The 18417-nt window shown below is 43.4% G+C and carries 10 protein-coding genes; 7 read left to right on the top strand and 3 right to left on the bottom strand.

The window, feature by feature from the left end:
* Positions 1-78 precede the first annotated feature (78 nt).
* From KKZ03_RS09095 to KKZ03_RS09075, 5 genes are all read left to right on the top strand, one after another.
* Positions 79-1644: a Re/Si-specific NAD(P)(+) transhydrogenase subunit alpha gene (locus KKZ03_RS09095; protein ID WP_243221171.1), complete on the top strand. Its 1566-nt coding sequence runs from the start codon at positions 79-81 to the stop codon at positions 1642-1644.
* A 12-nt stretch (positions 1645-1656) separates the two neighbouring features.
* Positions 1657-3051 carry a Re/Si-specific NAD(P)(+) transhydrogenase subunit beta gene (gene pntB, locus KKZ03_RS09090; protein ID WP_243221170.1) on the top strand — a complete coding sequence of 465 codons (1395 nt, stop codon included), beginning with the start codon at positions 1657-1659 and terminating at the stop codon, positions 3049-3051.
* A 247-nt stretch (positions 3052-3298) separates the two neighbouring features.
* Positions 3299-3613 carry a hypothetical protein gene (locus KKZ03_RS09085; RefSeq protein ID WP_243221169.1) on the top strand — a complete coding sequence of 105 codons (315 nt, stop codon included), beginning with the start codon at positions 3299-3301 and terminating at the stop codon, positions 3611-3613.
* Between the two features lie 883 nt (positions 3614-4496).
* Positions 4497-5120, top strand: coding sequence for a response regulator (locus KKZ03_RS09080; protein ID WP_243221168.1), 624 nt, complete (start codon positions 4497-4499; stop codon positions 5118-5120).
* A 129-nt stretch (positions 5121-5249) separates the two neighbouring features.
* On the top strand, positions 5250-5876 hold the full coding sequence (locus tag KKZ03_RS09075; protein ID WP_243221167.1) for an excisionase family DNA-binding protein: 627 nt from the start codon (positions 5250-5252) through the stop codon (positions 5874-5876).
* A gap of 369 nt (positions 5877-6245) precedes the next feature.
* Here the strand turns inward: KKZ03_RS09075 and KKZ03_RS09070 are convergent, their stop codons facing one another.
* Positions 6246-7001, bottom strand: a complete 756-nt coding sequence (locus KKZ03_RS09070; RefSeq protein ID WP_243217187.1) for an IS5 family transposase — start codon at positions 6999-7001, stop codon at positions 6246-6248.
* Positions 7002-7658: 657 nt separating this feature from the next.
* Between KKZ03_RS09070 and KKZ03_RS09065 the strand changes: the two genes are divergently transcribed.
* Positions 7659-11765: an EAL domain-containing protein gene (locus tag KKZ03_RS09065; RefSeq protein ID WP_243221166.1), complete on the top strand. Its 4107-nt coding sequence runs from the start codon at positions 7659-7661 to the stop codon at positions 11763-11765.
* Between the two features lie 72 nt (positions 11766-11837).
* Here the strand turns inward: KKZ03_RS09065 and KKZ03_RS09060 are convergent, their stop codons facing one another.
* Positions 11838-13442 (bottom strand): DNA recombination protein RmuC, encoded by a 1605-nt coding sequence (locus tag KKZ03_RS09060; RefSeq protein ID WP_243221165.1) that lies wholly within the window; start codon positions 13440-13442, stop codon positions 11838-11840.
* A gap of 35 nt (positions 13443-13477) precedes the next feature.
* Positions 13478-14635, bottom strand: coding sequence for a hypothetical protein (locus KKZ03_RS09055; protein WP_243221164.1), 1158 nt, complete (start codon positions 14633-14635; stop codon positions 13478-13480).
* A 502-nt stretch (positions 14636-15137) separates the two neighbouring features.
* On the opposite strand from KKZ03_RS09055, the gene KKZ03_RS21895 reads away from it, so the two are divergent.
* Positions 15138-18119, top strand: a complete 2982-nt coding sequence (locus KKZ03_RS21895; protein ID WP_305852373.1) for a bifunctional diguanylate cyclase/phosphodiesterase — start codon at positions 15138-15140, stop codon at positions 18117-18119.
* The last annotated feature ends 298 nt before the right edge of the window (positions 18120-18417 follow it).

Here is an 18417-nt window from a genome sequence, read left to right as displayed (position 1 = left end):
TCAACGACTGGGGTTTTTGCTCTCGCCAAAACCTTCTTGCTTGTTATTATGCCCTAAATCAAACCCACAGGAGACTGTATGAAGATTGGTATACCTAAAGAAATTCACCAAGGTGAAATGCGTGTGGCCACTACGCCAGAGGCTGCTGCACAAATTATGAAACTGGGGTTTTCGGTTAGCGTTGAAAGCGGCGCCGGTCTCGGCGCCAATATTTCAGACGAAGCTTACCAAGAGGTCGGTGTTGAAATCGTCGCCGATACCAAAGCACTTTGGAAGCAATCCGATATCATCATGAAAGTGCGTGCTCCCGAGCACAACCTTAAACTGGCGATGGAAGAAACGGATCTATTATCCTCAGGTGCTACTTTAATCAGCTTTATCTGGCCCGCACAAAACGAAGCGTTAATGCATAAACTAGCGGCTAAACAGGTCACCGTACTGGCTATGGATAGCGTACCGCGTATGTCCAGAGCCCAAAAGCTGGATGCGCTAAGCTCCATGGCCAATATTGCAGGTTACCGGGCCATTGTTGAAGCGGCGCAACATTTCGGACGTTTTTTCACCGGTCAAATTACTGCAGCAGGTAAAATACCACCGGCCAAGGTACTGGTTATTGGTGCTGGCGTTGCCGGACTTGCCGCCATTGGTACAGCAAAAGGTATGGGCGCAATAGTCAGATCATTTGATACCCGACCGGAAGTAAAAGAACAAATTGAAAGTATGGATGCCGAGTTTTTGATGCTGGATTTCAAGGAAGAAGGCGGCGGTACCGGTGGTTATGCCAAAACCATGTCCAAAGAATTTATTGAAGCCGAGATGGCCTTATTTGCCGAGCAGGCAAAGGAAGTGGACATTATTGTCACCACTGCGCTCATTCCCGGCAGACCTGCACCAAAACTAATTACCGCCGCGATGGTTGAATCGATGAAACCCGGCAGTGTGATTGTTGATTTGGCTGCTGAACAAGGCGGTAACTGCGAACTGACGGAAAAAGATCTGGTTGTAGTCAAGCACGATGTGAGCATTATCGGCTATACCAATTTACCCAGTCGCTTGGCCAATCAATCCAGCCAACTTTACTCAACGAATCTGCGCCATTTATTAACTGAACTTACCCCAGAAAAAAACGGCGTCATTAACGTTAATATGGACGATGAGGTAATACGGGGTACTACGGTCATAAAAGAAGGTAATATCACTTGGCCACCACCCGCACCAAAACTCTCTGCTGCACCCGCCCCACAAACCGAAGCACCGACTTATCCATCGGTACTGGAGCAGCAAAAAAAATCAATCCTCCCTCCCGTTGTTAAACAACTGTTACCGATAGTTATTGCCGGTCTGGCTTTATTTGGTTTGGGTACTGTCGCTCCTGAATCCTTCATGACGCATTTTACCGTCTTTGTGTTGGCCTGTTTTGTAGGTTATCAAGTGATCTGGAATGTTTCGCACTCATTGCATACGCCGTTAATGAGCGTCACCAATGCCATTAGCAGCATCATTGTTATTGGCGCAATAGTGCAAATTTCCACCAACAACCTCACCGTCACCATCCTTGCGGGCGTGGCTACACTTTTCGCATCTATCAATATAGTCGGTGGCTTTTTAGTTACTCGCCGTATGTTAGAAATGTTCAGAAAATAACAGGAGATAACCATGTCCCACAGTTTAGTTACGATGTCTTACATCGTTGCCGCCATTCTGTTTATTCTTAGCCTGAGCGGATTAAGTAATCAGGAATCTGCACGTAAAGGTAATTATTACGGCATGCTAGGTATGGCAATTGCCATTCTCGCCACCACCTTTAGCGGCTCGGTCACCGTTTATAACATCCTGATCGTGGCATTATTAATCGGCGGTGCCATTGGTGCCAGAGCCGCGTTAAAAGTTGAAATGACGCAAATGCCGGAACTGGTTGCCATCATGCACAGCTTGGTCGGTATGGCAGCAGTGCTGGTCGGTTATGCCAATTTTATGGACAACACCATTACCATCACCGGCATTGAAAAGACCATCCACGAAATAGAAATTTATATTGGCATACTTATTGGTGCGGTTACTTTTTCAGGCTCCGTGATTGCTTTTGGCAAACTTAGCGAAAAAATTAGTGGTAAACCTCTATTATTGCCTGGTCGTCACTGGTTCAACCTGATTTTATTGATTGCCACTATCGCTTTAGGAGCCGTGTTTTTACAGCAAACAGAAAGCGGCGGCGATGCCATCATCCCCTTGGCCATTATGACCGGTATTGCCTTGGTTTTCGGCATCCACATGGTCATGGCAATAGGCGGTGCAGATATGCCGGTGGTTATTTCAATGCTCAACAGCTATTCGGGATGGGCAGCGGCGGCAACCGGCTTTATGCTAAGTAATGATTTATTGATTGTTACCGGTGCCTTGGTTGGCAGTAGCGGCGCCATTTTGAGCTACATCATGTGCCGCGCTATGAATAGAAATTTTCTCAGCGTTATTGCCGGAGGCTTTGGCACAGGTTCGGGTGGAGAAGCCGCTGCCATTGAAGGCGAAGTACAGCCTATTGATGCCGAAGAAACGGCGCAATTACTGCAAGCTGCAAAAAACATCATGATTATTCCAGGCTACGGCATGGCGGTTGCACAAGCTCAACATACCGTTTATGAAATCACCAAGCTGTTACGGGATAAAGGTAAAAAAGTCCGCTTTGGCATCCATCCAGTTGCAGGACGTATGCCCGGCCACATGAATGTATTGTTGGCAGAAGCCAAAGTGCCTTACGATATTGTTTTTGAAATGGACGAAATCAATGATGACTTTACCAATGTTGACGTGTCCATTGTTATTGGCGCGAATGATATTGTAAATCCATCGGCGCTTAATGACCCCAACAGCCCGATTGCCGGTATGCCGGTATTGGAATGCTGGAAAAGTGAAACCACTATCGTACTTAAACGCAGCATGGCCTCAGGTTATGCGGGCGTGGGTAATCCTTTGTTTGTACTGGAAAATACCCGTATGTTGTTTGGCGATGCCAATACCACCATGCAAGCCGTGTTAAAAGTATTAAAGGGATAAGCAGTGTAAGGTGGGCAACGTTTTCTGCCCACCATTTACAACTGATAACACAGGTTTATCAAAAATGTTCCAGGTAAAAAAGCCTGCTCACTACCTGGCTGATTATAAATCCGGCAAACCAGAAGACTGTCCTGCCCAATCAGACTGACCTGTCATTACAATGGCAATAAGAAATTGATTGCAACCAATATAACGCTTTAAAATTAACCATTCGTAATACATCCACAGCCTTTAAGAGTAACCAAGCATGCAAAATCATTTCACACTCCGATCGAACTTATTAACTATCTCTTGGCTGACTTTATTACTCGGTGGTTGCGCATCTGATCCTGTACCGGTGCCTGTACCGACAACCATTCTTTCTGGTGAGCAAATGCTGAGCGAAAGTCAAGGCATAGCCAACATGGGCGACAGATGGAAAAAAGGTAAACAATTAGTTGATCGCGGTAATATTTTAGTTCGCGAAGGTAGAAATAAAGTCGATGAAGGTAACCGAATGATCGAAGAAGGGGAAAAAGAGCAGCGCGAAAGCGAGGAAAGCTATAATAATATTAAAAAATAACAGTCATTGTAATCAGCAATTATTAATCCGGATAAGACTCATCTCACACCTCAAACTTAAAAAGGGTTCGTAGCACAAGAGTAACAACTTACTGTGATCATACGAACCTGATTTACCCTTTCTCAGGATTAATTAACAACGTAATCGGCACAGCTATCTATTTTAATTTATTTATTTATTTATTTAACTGACAAGTTTTTGCTTTGATTAAAAAATAGTCTGGAAGTCTCCAGCATATGAAAATGTAATCGTCGACGATAACAGGGCCAATACGCCAAAGGCTTCGAAGAAATATTGTTATTATGTGCGTCCGATTTAGTATAGCCACATCAACTATCGTAATATGCATCATGAACTAATTTCCAATCTGTTCGTTACCGCACAGAATAAGTTCGGTCTCGCGTGTAAAATCCAGGATCAGTGATCGGAAATAGTATTCAGCATCTTAATAAGGCAAAATATTCGATTAATTTTTACTTACCAAAAACTGACTTTTGAAAAAAAATTTTACCTGCTCGGCAGCAAAAAAAACACTACCGGTTAAAGCAAATAAATTTGTTCTCTCCAGGAATTTTCAATATCTGCATCGACGCTACAGAGTTCATTAATACTGACCTGGCTGGTTTACGACAGAAAAGTCTATGGCACATTAATGTTAATTTTTTAATCGCCAAGTAGTCATTTATTTATGGTATAAAAGCAGGTATTAAGTCGATATAAAAAATACGGAATTTGCAATTTTAATATGGTCTATACTACAATAGACTAAGAAGTTGTCTTTTTCTTGTAATATATTCTGCTTGTTAAAAATTAATAATTTATTGCTTTGTTAATAATAAATACTATTATAATTAGCATGCATGTAATTTTTAGGATTTGAAATGTGAAGGAACAATCTTGGTTAAGCACGAAAGAAGCCGCAGTTTTACTGGAAGTCAGTCAGCGAACCGTACAAAACTGGGTAGATAGCGGCAAAATAAAGGCAAGTTTGACTATGGGTGGTCACCGGCGTTTGAGTCGGGAAGATGTGATAAAACACTTATCGGCAACTCGGTCTTTATTAACCGGCAACACTGAGCGGATCGAAGCATCAACAAACGATGACGATACTCTGCTCCGGGTTTTGATTGTAGAAGATGACTACGCTATTTTGCGGTTATGTGAATTACAATTCAACCAATTTAGCGTGCCTCATCAACTCTATCTGGCTACAAGTGCTTGCCAAGGGTTAATGATGGTTGGTAAATATCAACCGCATCTTATTTTTACGGATTTAAATATGCCACATATTGATGGTTTATATATGATCAGTGAAATTATGAAAATGCCTGATATGAAAGATACAAAAATTGTTGTGGTGACAGGTATGGAAGTAAAAGAAATTATGAAAATGGGTATTATGCCGAATGATTTACTAGTGTTACCGAAGCCTATTCCCTTCAAAACAGTAGAAACGATACTTTATCAACAATCGAATGCCCTAACCCAGCACGTGAAAATAATTTAACTCAAGGTAAGACTGTTTCAGGTCAACTACTATAATTAAGTTTACAGATACCAATAATAAAGACACCAACTGAGTTGGTGTTTTACTTGGCAATCTATTCCATTAAAAATATTAACCTTTTGCCCACTTATGAAAAATCAGTTTGATGCCAGTGACACTATTGAAAGTCACATTTATTACAATACACGCGAAGTTGCAAGTATGCTTGGCTTATCCAGGGGAACCGTACAGAAAATGGTCGAAGACGGAACCCTGCAAGCCTGGAAAACTTCAGGAGGACATAGACGAATACTGGGTAGCGCCGTAGAGAATTTTCTGAAAAATGGCCAATCAGCCATCCCCAGTAATCAACCGCTCCAACTATCCATATTGGTCATTGAAGACGATCCTGCTTTGCAAAAACTTTATGAGTCAACGATAACAGGCTGGGAAATGCCCATTGATCTTAATATCGTCGACGATGGCCTGTCAGCATTAGTACAAATCACCAGACAATGCCCGAATATTCTGATTAGCGATCTACAAATGCAAGCCGTAGACGGATTCGAAATGATAAACACGCTTGGCAAGGATAGTTCGTTCAATGTTATGGACATTATTGTCGTGACCGAACTGACCAAAGCAGACATCGACAATAAAGGTTCTTTGCCCCATGGAGTAACCGTATTTCATAAACCCATACCTTTTCAGGATATCCATGGGTATGCGCGTGCAAAACTGGTATCTCTTGCCAAAGACAACCCGTTTTCAAGCTGAATTACGTGCTTATAGCTGCCTTTTACCGATAATCCAAAGGGCAGCTAAACCATTTACGCATGCTATTTAGAATAGGTAATAGCAAAATATAAATAAAACTATACGAAAACTTGTTGTTTTTCAACATCTTCAGACACGGATACCTACAACAAACTGTTCGGGTATCGTCACTTAAATAGTTGTCTTTAGATACGGCCGCACAAAAAATCAACAAGAGATTCTTACCCCGCAAGCCTCAACTGTTTCTTTAGCGCCATAATGACTCTGTCTGCAGGTGTTGGAGTGATTTAGCCAGCCATGTCACCCACAGGGAAAGTATCGACTTTTCATGACACACGCTTATTACAGTTACTAGGTTCTGTTGACGTTTCACCTCAGCCATAAAAGCACCGAGGAAAATGATAGCATCCCCATGTAATTAATAGCTTTTTTCTCATATCGTGTAGCAATTCTGCGATAGTGCTTGAGCTTACCGAACATACATTCAATGGCATGCCGCTCCTTATAATGCCAATAATCGCACTCAATATCTTCTTTTCGGTTCGATTTAGGTGGGATAACCGCTTTTATTTCACGACTGGCTAACCACTCCCGCAACTCGTTCGTGTCGTAGGCTTTGTCTGCTAAAACGGCTGAAGCATTAACATTTTCCAATAAAGATATGGCTTGCTTGCATTCAGCCTCCTGCCCGCCTGTCAGGATAAATTTGATGGGCATGCCCAAGCCATCACAAAGCGCGTGAATCTTACAACCAAATCCACCTTTGGAGCGCCCAAGTGCTTCATTCTCAGCAGAACTATATGCCGCTCCAGCTGCGCAGGCATGTGCTCTAATAACTGAACCATCCATGGAAACATCTTGTAAATCAGCGTCTTCAGCAAGATGACAGAGAATTTCACCCCATATGCCATTGATACACCAACGTGAAAAACGCTTGAAGATGCTATTCCATTTACCATACGTTGACGGTAATACACGCCACTGTGCTCCCGTACGTAATATCCACAAAATGGCATTAACAAACTGCCTGCAAATATCGGGTAAACCGATATGAACTCCAGGCAATTTTTTTAAGCTTGCCAAAATACGAGTCCACTCTTCATCACTTAATGTTATCCGCTTCATTTCATTCAAAACGACTTATTCTACCGGATTGGTGAAACGTCAACAGAACCTAGCAAGTCCTTACAAAAAACCATTAATCCTATCGAACTTCCGCAGTAAACAAGCCCATCACTTTTATCATTTTGGCATCAGTTTTTCAGTAGTAAAGCATCTTTGAAAAGTGCTAATATAGTAGCCGATTAAATATGGCATTCGCGCCCTTCTCCATTGGCCGCGAGTCAATTAAAAAGAATCCATAGCGCACATCATCGGCAGAGACAAGCCCTCAGTAGTTTGAATGTTTTTAAGCGGGATTCGCCCTGGGAGGCTGTCCGAGAATAGAAAACCTACTGCGGAAAAGCTATTTTGGCCAGATTACTCGCTCATTTTCGTTTAATAGAACAACTATTTGCCTCAAATGATCAAAAAATCTGACTCAAAATTGCTTTCCCTCGCTACGGTTCCTATTCTCGGACAGCCTCCTAGGAGGAATAGGGGAAAAGTGACTTTCATCATGCCGATTATTTTTTTGAGCTCTGTTCCGGCATTAGTATTTAGAGGCCTCAGGATATTGAACCAGAATATACGGTGATGGTGGTGGCGATGCCAAAAATAAATGTCGATAAATGGACAGCTTTATCCACCGGACAACCTACCAGACTCTAAACAGGGAATGATATGACTCCCACAAAGAACAAGCATTCAGAAAACAGGATCACGCTAGGACTTCTGGCTGGACATTTATCCGTGGCAGCGATCGGCCTCATGTCACTGCTTGGCTGGGTACTGGACAATCCCGGTCTCACTACCTGGAAATCCGGCACCATCCCAATGGCACCGAACACTGCCGGTCTGTCTATATTATTCAGCATAACTCTCGGTCTCTGCATCCAAAAGTCGCCAGGTCGCATTCCTCTTTTACTCACCACTCTCTTCGGTTGGCTAGGTATCCTGTGGGCCTTGTTGCTACTGACATTACGACTTCTCGATATTTACTGGCCAGGGGAACTCTTTGGTTTGCAAATTCCCCATACACCGGGAAATATATCCATAGGATATATTTCCCCAATCACAGCTTTTGGCTTTCTATTGGCTTACGTGCCGCTGGTTACCTTACCGTCTCATACTATTCACGGATTCTGGCAGGATTTAATCGCCAAGGGCTTGCCCGGCTTACTTTCATTACTGGGCATTTTTCTGCTTCTAGCCTATGCCTTGGAAACACCACTACTATTGCCCTTCGAAAAAACGCTGATTCCTCCTGCACTCAACACCAGCCTGATCCTGCTGATTATCAGTCTGCTACTGTGGGTGTTTGCTGCCCGTCATTCGACCCCATCAATTACACCGGACACCGATGTTATAAATAATCCACTCTATATTTTGGTTTTTGTTATTTTTTCCGCTGGCACTATCGCAGTGACATTTACCTCCTACCGCGAGACTGAACAAAAATTCCGCCATGAAGTAGAAGCGAATCTTCTGGCTATAGCCAAATTAAAAACGGGCGAACTGATTCGATGGCGCATGGAACGGCTTAGAGATGCCTCCCTCACCCAGAGTATCTCAATCACTGCCGTTGTCCAACAACTACTGGAGATGCCAAATAACGGGTCCGCACAAAAAATAATGCAAGATTGGCTCGGCAAGTACCAAAACCAATTCGGATACGACATGGCTTTTCTGCTTGACAGTAAAGGCAGCATTCACATGTCAATGCCTAAAATGACGACACCCTTGAGCACCGCGCTAATTAAAAGCGCAGCTGACTCCCTGCAATCAGGGCAAATCATGCTGCAAGATTTTTATCGGGACGAACATGATCAGCGCGTGTATCTGGCCCTGATATTACCGATCTTTAATGTGCAGGACAACAACAAGCCACTGGGCGTAATAGGGATGCGTATTGATCCGACCCGTTATCTGTATCCGTTTATCCAACATTGGCCAACGCCAAGTACTAGCGCCGAAACATTACTCGTTCGCCGCGACAACAACGATGTGCTCTTTTTGAACGACCTTCGCTTCTACAAGGATGCTGCCCTTAACCTGCACATGCCACTTAGCAACACCTCGCTACCCGCCGTAAAAGCAGTATTAGGACAACGTGGCATCGTCGAAGGCCTCGATTATCGGGGCGTACCGGTAATTGCGGCAGTAAATGCCATTCCTGATTCGCCGTGGTATCTGGTAACCCGTATTGACGAGGCGGAAGTATATGCTCCTCTCCGCGAACGGATGAAACTCACACTCTTAATGGTATCCATACTTGTCTGTAGTGCAGGCGCGCTAATTTTTCTGTTATGGCAGCAACAGCGCCAGATGTTCTACCAAAGGCAACTGGAATTAACCTCGGCACTGCTGAACAATGAAGAACGACATCGAAGTATTCTCCATACGACCATGGATGGTTTCTGGTTATTAGATAAACAAGGGCATTTGTTGGAAGTTAACGAAACCTATTGCCAAATGAGCGGCTATAGAGAGCAGGAACTGCTAACCATGTCTGTTGCTGACCTGGAAGCGTCGGAAACATCTGAAGATACCGTGAGACATCTGCAAAATATCATCACTCAGGGCCAAGACCGTTTCGAGTCAACACACCGTCGCAAGGATGGGAGTATTTTTTTTGTCGAGGTCAGTATCCAGTACCAACCCATCAAAGACGAGCAATTTGTAGTTTTTCTGCAAGACATTAGTGAGCGCAAACAAGCCGAAGAAAAACTCCAACTCGCTGCCAGTGTTTTTACCCATGCCCGCGAAGGTATCATGATCACTACCGGTAACGGTGCCATCATTCAGGTCAATGACGCCTTTTCCGAAATAACCGGCTACAGCTACGATGAAGTCCAGGGGCAAAATCCTCGGCTTCTAAGCTCCGGTCGTCAGGAACCGGAATTCTACATGAACATGTGGCATGATCTGGTCAATAAAGGCTATTGGTATGGCGAATTTTGGAATCGTCGCAAGAACGGCGAAGTATACCCGGTAATGCAAAACATCACTACCATAAGGGATACAGAAGGTAAGGTTCAGTATTATGTCGCACTGCTGTCCGACATTACCTTACTTAAGGAACACGAATCTGAGCTGGAACGGAGCGCTCACTACGATCCACTGACCAATCTACCCAACCGCACACTCCTGATTGATCGTCTACATCAAGGTATCGCTCAAACCAAAAGACATGGGCAACTACTGGCAGTGGTCTTTCTTGATCTGGACGGCTTTAAGGCCATCAACGATAATTACGGGCATTTAGCCGGCGACCACTTACTCATCACTGTCGCCAACAATATGCAGCAAGCTTTGCGCGAAATTGATACCCTCGCCAGAATAGGTGGCGATGAATTTATCGCGTTGCTACTTGATATAAGCGACATCGAAACCAGCATACCATTACTAACCCGAATACTCACTGCCGCATCCCAATCTTCTCAATTTGACAACATGTCCCTCCAGGTTTCAGCAAGTATGGGGGTCACCTTTTACCCACAGACAGAAGAGGCAGATGCAGATTTACTGATACGACAAGCCGACCAAGCCATGTATCAAGCCAAAATGAGAGGAAAAAACCGTTACAATATTTTCGATGCCGCAGAAATCAACCTTACCCGTACCCGCCACGAAAGCCTGGAGCGCATCCGTAGTGGCCTGGCTGCAGGCGAATTTGTGCTGTATTACCAACCCAAAGTCAATCTTCGCATAGGCCGCATCATCGGTACCGAAGCGTTAATTCGCTGGCAGCACCCGGACAAAGGCCTGCTGCTTCCTGATGTTTTTTTGCCCTTAATCGAAAATCATCAACTATCCCTAGAGCTTGGTGAGTGGGTAATTGAAACAGCGCTGACTCAAATAGAACAATGGCATGCGTCTGGATTAAACATTCCTGTCAGTATCAACATTGATGCTCTCCAGTTACAGCAAAGCGACTTCATTGAACGCCTGCAAGAACGACTTAAAGCTCATCCTGATGTCAGGCCGGGGGATTTGGAAATGGAAGTGCTTGAAACCAGTGCCATGAAGGACTTGCCTAAAGTATCCAAAGTGATCCAAGCCAGCAAAGAAATTGGCGTACACTTCTCCTTGGACGATTTCGGCACGGGCTATTCCTCATTGACTTATCTGAAACGCTTGCCGGTCAATCAGATCAAGATTGATCAGAGTTTCGTGCGAGATATGCTACACGACACCGATGATCTGGCTATTATAGAGGGGGTAGTCGCCTTGGCTAAAGCCTTCGGCCTTCAGGTAATTGCCGAAGGAATGGAAACCATAAAACATGGTGAAATGCTGCTACAACTTGGTTGTGACCTTGCTCAAGGTTACGCTATAGGCTACCCCATGCCAGCCGCTAATATCCCGAACTGGGCCGCCACTTGGCGACCTGATTCAAGCTGGATTAATCGACCATCCTTTGCTCGTGACGATTTGCCGCTACTGTTTGCCAGCGCCGAACATAGCATTTGGATTACCAGCATAGAAAACCATATTAAATCCGGGCGTAAAAATCCTGCCCCTAATGACCTGCCATGCCGCTTCGGTAAATGGCTAAATACAGAAAGCAGAACACGCCATATTAGTGATCCAACCCTTCAGGCCATCATGCCCTTACACCAGCAAGTACACCTTCTCGCCACGGAACTATTAAATTTACATACCAATGATCAAACCACGGAAGCACTGACAAAACTGGATAAACTCCATAAGCTGCACTACGCCTTGCTTAAACAGTTAAAGTTGTTGGTTAAGGAAAACTGGAAATCAACGGGAACAGATACTTGAAAACAAGAAGATAATTGACTGGGCAATTTCAATTATGGAGCGAGAGTTTTTCAAACATGACCTTATCGTCCCTCAACTTTCCAATAGTAAAACAGCTTCTTTATCTTCCGTAATTTCCAATATCGCCACATCGCGCAGTTTTCTTTCCATCGCCTTGGTTCGGGTATCTTTTAATTTCTCCAGGGAACCCGATGCGGTAGTCAATTGTTTATGGACCAGCGCCAGCTGATCGGAATAACTGGCAAATTCTGTTTTAACTTCCGCCAATACTTTCCAGACTTCGCTGCTGCGTTTTTGTACGGCAAGCGTTCTAAAGCCCATATGCAGGCTGTTTAACAAAGCCGATAACGTGGTAGGACCGGTAATGGTAATGCGGTATTTACGCTGGAGCAGTTCAAACATATGTGGATGGCGCAATACCTCGGCAAACAGACTTTCAACCGGCAGAAACATAATCGCAAAATCAGTGGTATGCGGTGGGTCAATATATTTATCACTAATATCTTTGGCAAAACTTTCCACGACTTTAAGCAAGATTTTTTGTGCCTGATCAATTTTTGCAGGTTCCGCTTCATCATAAGCCAGCAAGAGTAACTGATAACTCTCCAAAGGGAATTTGGAATCCAATGGTAGCCAGACTGTTTTTTCATCAGACTTTCCGGGTAGTTTTACGGCAAACTCAACATTCGCCTGACTGCCCTGCTTGGTAGCAACATTGGTCGAGTATTGCTCGGGAGTCAAAATTTGCTCCAGAATATTCCCTAATTGGTATTCGCCAAGAATACCGCGTGTTTTTACATTGGCGAGTACTTTTTTCAAATCCCCAACACCAATCGCCAAGGTCTGCATTTCACCCAAGCCTTTATGTACCTGCTCAAGTCGGTCACTAACTTGTTTAAAGGATTCGCCCAGACGCTTTTCCAGAGTGCTTTGCAATTTTTCATCGACGGTTTTACGCATTTCCGTCAATTGCTGGGTATTGTCTTCCCGAATAGACCTTAGTTGTTTTTCAATGGTATCCCTGATTTCAGTGATACTGGTTTTGGATTGTGCCGTGGCATCGACTTGCTGCTTGTTTAACTCAGCAAACTTCAAACTTAACTGCTGGTTAAAATCATTAATACTTTCTGAAAACGAAATCTTAAATGACTTTAAGCCATCATTTAATTCCTGCCGGTTTAATTTGGCATCGTTTTTTATACTCGTTTCAAAGTCGTCCAACTTTTGCACCGTTTTCTCCCGAAACTCATCCTGTTTGCGGTTTAACACGTCACTTGACGTTTGAAACGATGATGACACGCTCTGCTTAAATTCATTGGAATTGGTAATCAGTCGTTCAGATAAGTCATTTAAGGCACTCTTGAAGCTTTCCAACTGCTTGTGTTGAATAGTCCCGTTCTCGCTAATCCGGTTTAGCAGGGTATCCTGAAAAATTTTAAAAGACTCCTGCATTTCCCTTCGATTTTCCAAACTGACTTCTCTCAGTTCTTTCCTCGCTTCAGAAAACCCTTCTTTTAAACTAATCTCATGCATTTTCTGCAAACGCATTAATTCTTGAAAGCCACTGTCTGCGCCGGCTTTAATCAAGCCGTTTACGCGTAGCAAAACAACGACTAACAATAGTAAAATAGCCACTGCCAATGCTCCGGCAATAGTAAGCAACAAAGATTCGGTCATGATTTATCCAGTAATTTAAGCAATGATTAACCGTCTTATTTAAATCCAAACGGCATCATGCCGCCAAACAGCAAATTATCAAAATCATCGTGATCAGAATTCTTGGGTATTTTATAGGTTTTTAGCCAGGCTTTAAGAGCCGGAGGGTTATGAAATATTTCCAGTTCATTTTGAATGGCAACGATATCTCCCTGTAGTTCCTGAATATCTTTGGCCAGTCTTAACAGCAACTGTTTTGGTGTTAACAAGACATAAAATGGCAAGTTTAAATCGACTTTAAACATCCCTTCAATTTGTTCGGTTTCCTGATCCAATTCAGATAACTGCTCTTTCAGGATCTTGTTAAAATACTTTAGGCGACTGTCAGCAATATGACTCAAATGCTCAGGATCGATTTGTTCAATCTCCAACTGCAATGCCAGCAGCAGCAACAAATCTTTTTTTCCATAAGCGGTATTGACGCGTTGCATCAACTCGGTTTTGCGTTTACGCTCTTCTTCATCAGGTTCGCGGTCAGGGTGCAGTGCAGCGACCAATTTGCGATAAACCTCTCGAACCGATTTGCTGGCCAACTCATCTTCCTCTAGCTGGCGGGCTTCCTTTTCTAGTTGCTTTTTGGTTTTTTTACGGGGCTTAACCGCTTCTGCCGCTTGTTCATCGGCTTGTTCACGCAGTTTTTCCTGCAAGTGAGCATGAAATTTCTCTGGCGAACTTATATCAACATCATCGTCCAAATCGACATTAAACATATCTTCCGCAAGACTTTTCATCAAATCACCAACAGCAGATTCACTCTGTTGATTAACAGTATCGTAATCCTCATCACTGTACTTATTAAACAGTGTCTTTAAATCATCCTTATTAAACTCGGTGATTAAATTCTCTGCCAGCTCACAAATAAGATGTTTCATTTTCAACTTATCGGTTTTTTTAAACAGCGGCAGATTGTAAGACTGATCCAATAACTGAACCCACTCTGATTTATGGTTACTTAAAGCCTCTTCCAAGGGTTCATATTCCTCATCAACCTTTTGACGATACAGCGGAATGGTTTCTTGCCATTCCATCAACAATTTTTTTTTGTTATCAATTTTTTTAGTCAGACTATTAAATTGCTTTTGAGCCGCTGACAAGATTTTTTTTCCATCGGCTTTTGGTGTTATAAGAACTAGCTTTTTTTTGGATTGGTTCATCGTGTTTAGCTCATGGTTGAGGGATGAAAAACGGTAACATAAAACTTAAATTTTGACATATTTTAACACCAGGAAAATTATCCGGGCAAAACATAGACAAAATGTAAGTGGTATTGGTATTGGTATTGGTATTGGTATTGGTATGATTTTCTAAAGCGTAACGATGTTTGGAATCCTGTTACCCACGCTTTAAAAATGATTGAAGTCTGCAAACGCTTCGATCAAGATCGTAATCCCCAACGGGCATCGATATTCTTGTTTTAAGAGAAAAGTACATCGTATATTACCGCCCCCCAAAACAATCGTAAGCGATTGCTTATCCTGCAACTCTTTGTAGCAGTCATTGTGTGGAATTTCTCGTCACTTTCAAGTACAATATTTACAATAAATATACAGTTTATATTAACAATACACATAAATATCCTGCCAAACATGAATTTACTTACTGTATTAGGCTGTATCCCAAAAAACTAAATAGCCCCCTTTGAACCCGAAATTTTACATGCAAAAAGAACCAACCACGCTGATATCTATCCCGAGTACACCACAAGATTTAACCGAAACCAGTCGGGAAGAAGCACCGCTAAAATCTGCAGCTTTGCAGCGTGCAATTTTCAACAGCGTTAATTTCTCAAGCATTGCCACTGATGCGCAAGGCATTATTCAGATATTTAACATTGGCGCGGAGTCTATGCTCGGCTATACAGCTGCGGAGGTGATCAATAAAATTACCCCAGCCGATATTTCTGACCCACAAGAACTTGTTATGCGGGCAGCAGCATTAAGCCAGGAATACGCCACACCAATTACAGCAGGTTTTGACGCGTTGATATTTAAAGCCTCACATGGCATTGAGGATATTTACGAGTTAACCTATATCCGTAAAGACGGCAGTCGCTTATCCGCCATAGTGTCAGTTATTTCGCTGCGTGACGACCAGCACGACATTATTGGTTACTTGTTGATGGTTACTGATAATAGCGCACAAAAGCAAACAAAACTGGCACAGAGCCGAAGCGAAGAATTGACCTGTTTTGCGTTAACCATGACTCATACCGGGATATGGGATCTCAACCTGACGGACCACACCGCCTATCGCTCGCTTGAACATGACCGTATTTTCGGTTACCAGGAACTGTTACCAAACTGGACTTATAAGCTGTTGTTGACGCATGTATTGCCGGAAGATCGCGCTGAAGTTAACCGGATTTTCAATGATGCCTTTGCGACAAAGACCCCATGGCATTTCCAGTGTCGTATCCGCCGGGTTGATGGTGAAGTACGGTGGATTATGGCGATTGGCGAACTTAGAAATGATGACACTGGAAATCCACAACGAAAAATCGGCATTGTTCAGGACATCACCGAAATCAAGAAAATGGAAGAGGCAGTGCATAAGGCTGATTTGATCAGTAACTTTTACAACATGCCTTTTATTGGTATGGGCATCGTTTCACCGACTACCCTGCGCTGGCTGAAATTTAACAGTAAATTATGCGATATTCTTGGCTATTCACATGCCGAAATCGCCGAAATGAGCTGTGCAGAAATATGCCATCCGAAAGATAAAGCCAAGGCTACCGCCGAGATCAAGCGTATATTGTCCGGGGCATCCGAAGCTTATACGCTAGACATGCGTTTTATTCGCAAGGATGACACTGTGGCATTCGTTAACCTTAATGTAAAGTGCGTGCGAACCACAGAAGGTAGCGTGAATTATCTGGTGGTCATGGTGGAAGATATCACCGAACGTAAATTGGCCGACAACAACCTTCGCATCGCTGCTACCGCCTTTCAGGTTCAGGAAGGCATGATGGTCACCGATGCCAAAGGTATTCTCTTGCGGGTCAATAATGCCTTTACCACTATTACCGGCTATTCTGCGCAAGAAGTTATTGGTAAAAATCCTCGCTTTCTTAACTCTGGCCGCCATGATGCGAACTTCCATACCCAGATGTGGAGTACCATTAATAATACCGGGGCATGGTCTAGTGAAATCTGGAATCGGCGCAAGGATGGTGAAGTCTATCAGGAATACCTGACCATCACCGCAGTAAAAGACGCCAATGGTAAAGTGACCAATTATGTTGCCACCCTGACTGATATCACCACGGATAAAGCAGCCGCTTTAGAGATTCAACGCCTGGCTTTTTATGACCCACTGACCGGATTGGCCAATCGACGACTGCTTGTCGATCGTATTCAGCATGCATTAGTCAGTCGTACCCGTAACGAAGGCAAAGGTGCCCTGATGTTTCTTGATCTGGATTATTTCAAAAACATCAATGACACGCTGGGTCACAAGTATGGTGACCTGCTACTTCAGCAAGTTGCAAAGCGGCTGATGTCCTGTGTGCGTGAAAGCGATACCGTGGCACGTTTGGGTGGTGATGAGTTTGTCGTGCTACTGGAAGGCTTGAGCAATAAAGTTATAGACGCTGCGGCGCAAACCAAAGCGATTGGCGACAAGATACTGGCCTCACTTAACCAACCTTATCAACTTAACTTGCAACAATACCACTGCTCGGGAAGTATCGGGGTCACCTTGTTTGAAGACCCCATGCCAGGTGTCGAGGATCTTTTTCGGCAAGCCGATATCGCCATGTATCATGCCAAAGAGTCCGGCCGCAACCACCTACGCTTTTTCGATCCTGAGATGCAGGAAAAAATTCATTACCTAGCTGCCTTAAAAAAGGATTTACGCAAGGCACTTGATCAACAACAATTTCAACTTTATTACCAAATTCAGGTAGATGCTTTGAAATGCCCAATTGGTGCAGAGGCTTTAATTCGCTGGCAACACCCTGAACATGGCTTGGTGTTACCCGATAAATTTATTCCTTTGGCAGAACAAACAGGGCTGATTTTATCTATTGGGCAATGGGTATTAGAAACCGCATGCGCCCAACTTAAAGCATGGGAACAAAATGAGAGCACTTGCAATTTGACGCTATCCGTTAACGTCAGCGCCAAGCAATTTCGCCAAACGAACTTTGTAACCCAAGTAACAGATACAGGGCAACGTTATGGAATTAATCCGGCTAAATTAAAGCTGGAACTAACAGAGAGTATGTTGGCTAATAATATCGATAAAAGTATTACTGCCATGAGTACCTTAAATGCCCTTGGCATCCGCTTCTCACTGGATGACTTTGGCACCGGCTATTCATCCCTGCAATATCTAAAACGTTTGCCTTTGTATCAACTAAAAATAGATCAGTCGTTTGTACGGGATATTACCGTTGACAGCAACGATAGAGCACTCGTATTGACCATTATCACTATGGCTGAAAACCTGGGATTTGAGGTTATTGCCGAAGGGGTCGAAACAAAAGAGCAGCAAGCTCTTCTACTAAAAAAAGGCTGCCGCCACTTTCAAGGTTATTTATTCGGCAAGCCTTTACCAATCAAGCAATTTGAAGAAGCACTAAAACAGAAAAGCTTGTCTGGTCTTCATGCCAATAATAGTCACTGGCTTAAGTAACTCACAATAAATCCGCTCCCAAGCGTTGCCTGACTTTGGAGCGTCACGGTCTTAACTTATTTCTATAGTAGTAGACCATACGGTATCGATTGCTTGTTATATCGCAAGCATGGCATGTCCCAACAACGCATAATTTCGAAGCATACAGGAATAGCTTATTTACTGCGGATTGCCTTAAGAGGTGAATTAATTAGGATTAATCCGAATTAATGCTATAGTAGATACGGCCTTATATTTAACTTTGTAAATCGCATATATACGCATAATTAGTACGAATAGATCGTAAGCGATATACAGA

It is taken from the genome of Methylobacter sp. S3L5C (genome assembly GCF_022788635.1).
GTDB lineage: Bacteria > Pseudomonadota > Gammaproteobacteria > Methylococcales > Methylomonadaceae > Methylobacter_C.
This window is presented reverse-complemented; position numbering and strand designations above follow the sequence as displayed.

Excerpts from the sequence above, each read along its gene's own strand:
- KKZ03_RS09095 (WP_243221171.1), top strand. The coding sequence starts at position 79 with ATGAAGATTGGTATACCTAAAGAAATTCACCAAGGTGAAATGCGTGTG.
- pntB (WP_243221170.1), top strand. The coding sequence starts at position 1,657 with ATGTCCCACAGTTTAGTTACGATGTCTTACATCGTTGCCGCCATTCTG.
- KKZ03_RS09085 (WP_243221169.1), top strand. The coding sequence starts at position 3,299 with ATGCAAAATCATTTCACACTCCGATCGAACTTATTAACTATCTCTTGG.
- KKZ03_RS09075 (WP_243221167.1), top strand. The coding sequence starts at position 5,250 with ATGAAAAATCAGTTTGATGCCAGTGACACTATTGAAAGTCACATTTAT.
- KKZ03_RS09070 (WP_243217187.1), bottom strand. The coding sequence starts at position 7,001 with ATGAAGCGGATAACATTAAGTGATGAAGAGTGGACTCGTATTTTGGCA.
- KKZ03_RS09065 (WP_243221166.1), top strand. The coding sequence starts at position 7,659 with ATGACTCCCACAAAGAACAAGCATTCAGAAAACAGGATCACGCTAGGA.
- KKZ03_RS09060 (WP_243221165.1), bottom strand. The coding sequence starts at position 13,442 with ATGACCGAATCTTTGTTGCTTACTATTGCCGGAGCATTGGCAGTGGCT.
- KKZ03_RS09055 (WP_243221164.1), bottom strand. The coding sequence starts at position 14,635 with ATGAACCAATCCAAAAAAAAGCTAGTTCTTATAACACCAAAAGCCGAT.
- KKZ03_RS21895 (WP_305852373.1), top strand. The coding sequence starts at position 15,138 with ATGCAAAAAGAACCAACCACGCTGATATCTATCCCGAGTACACCACAA.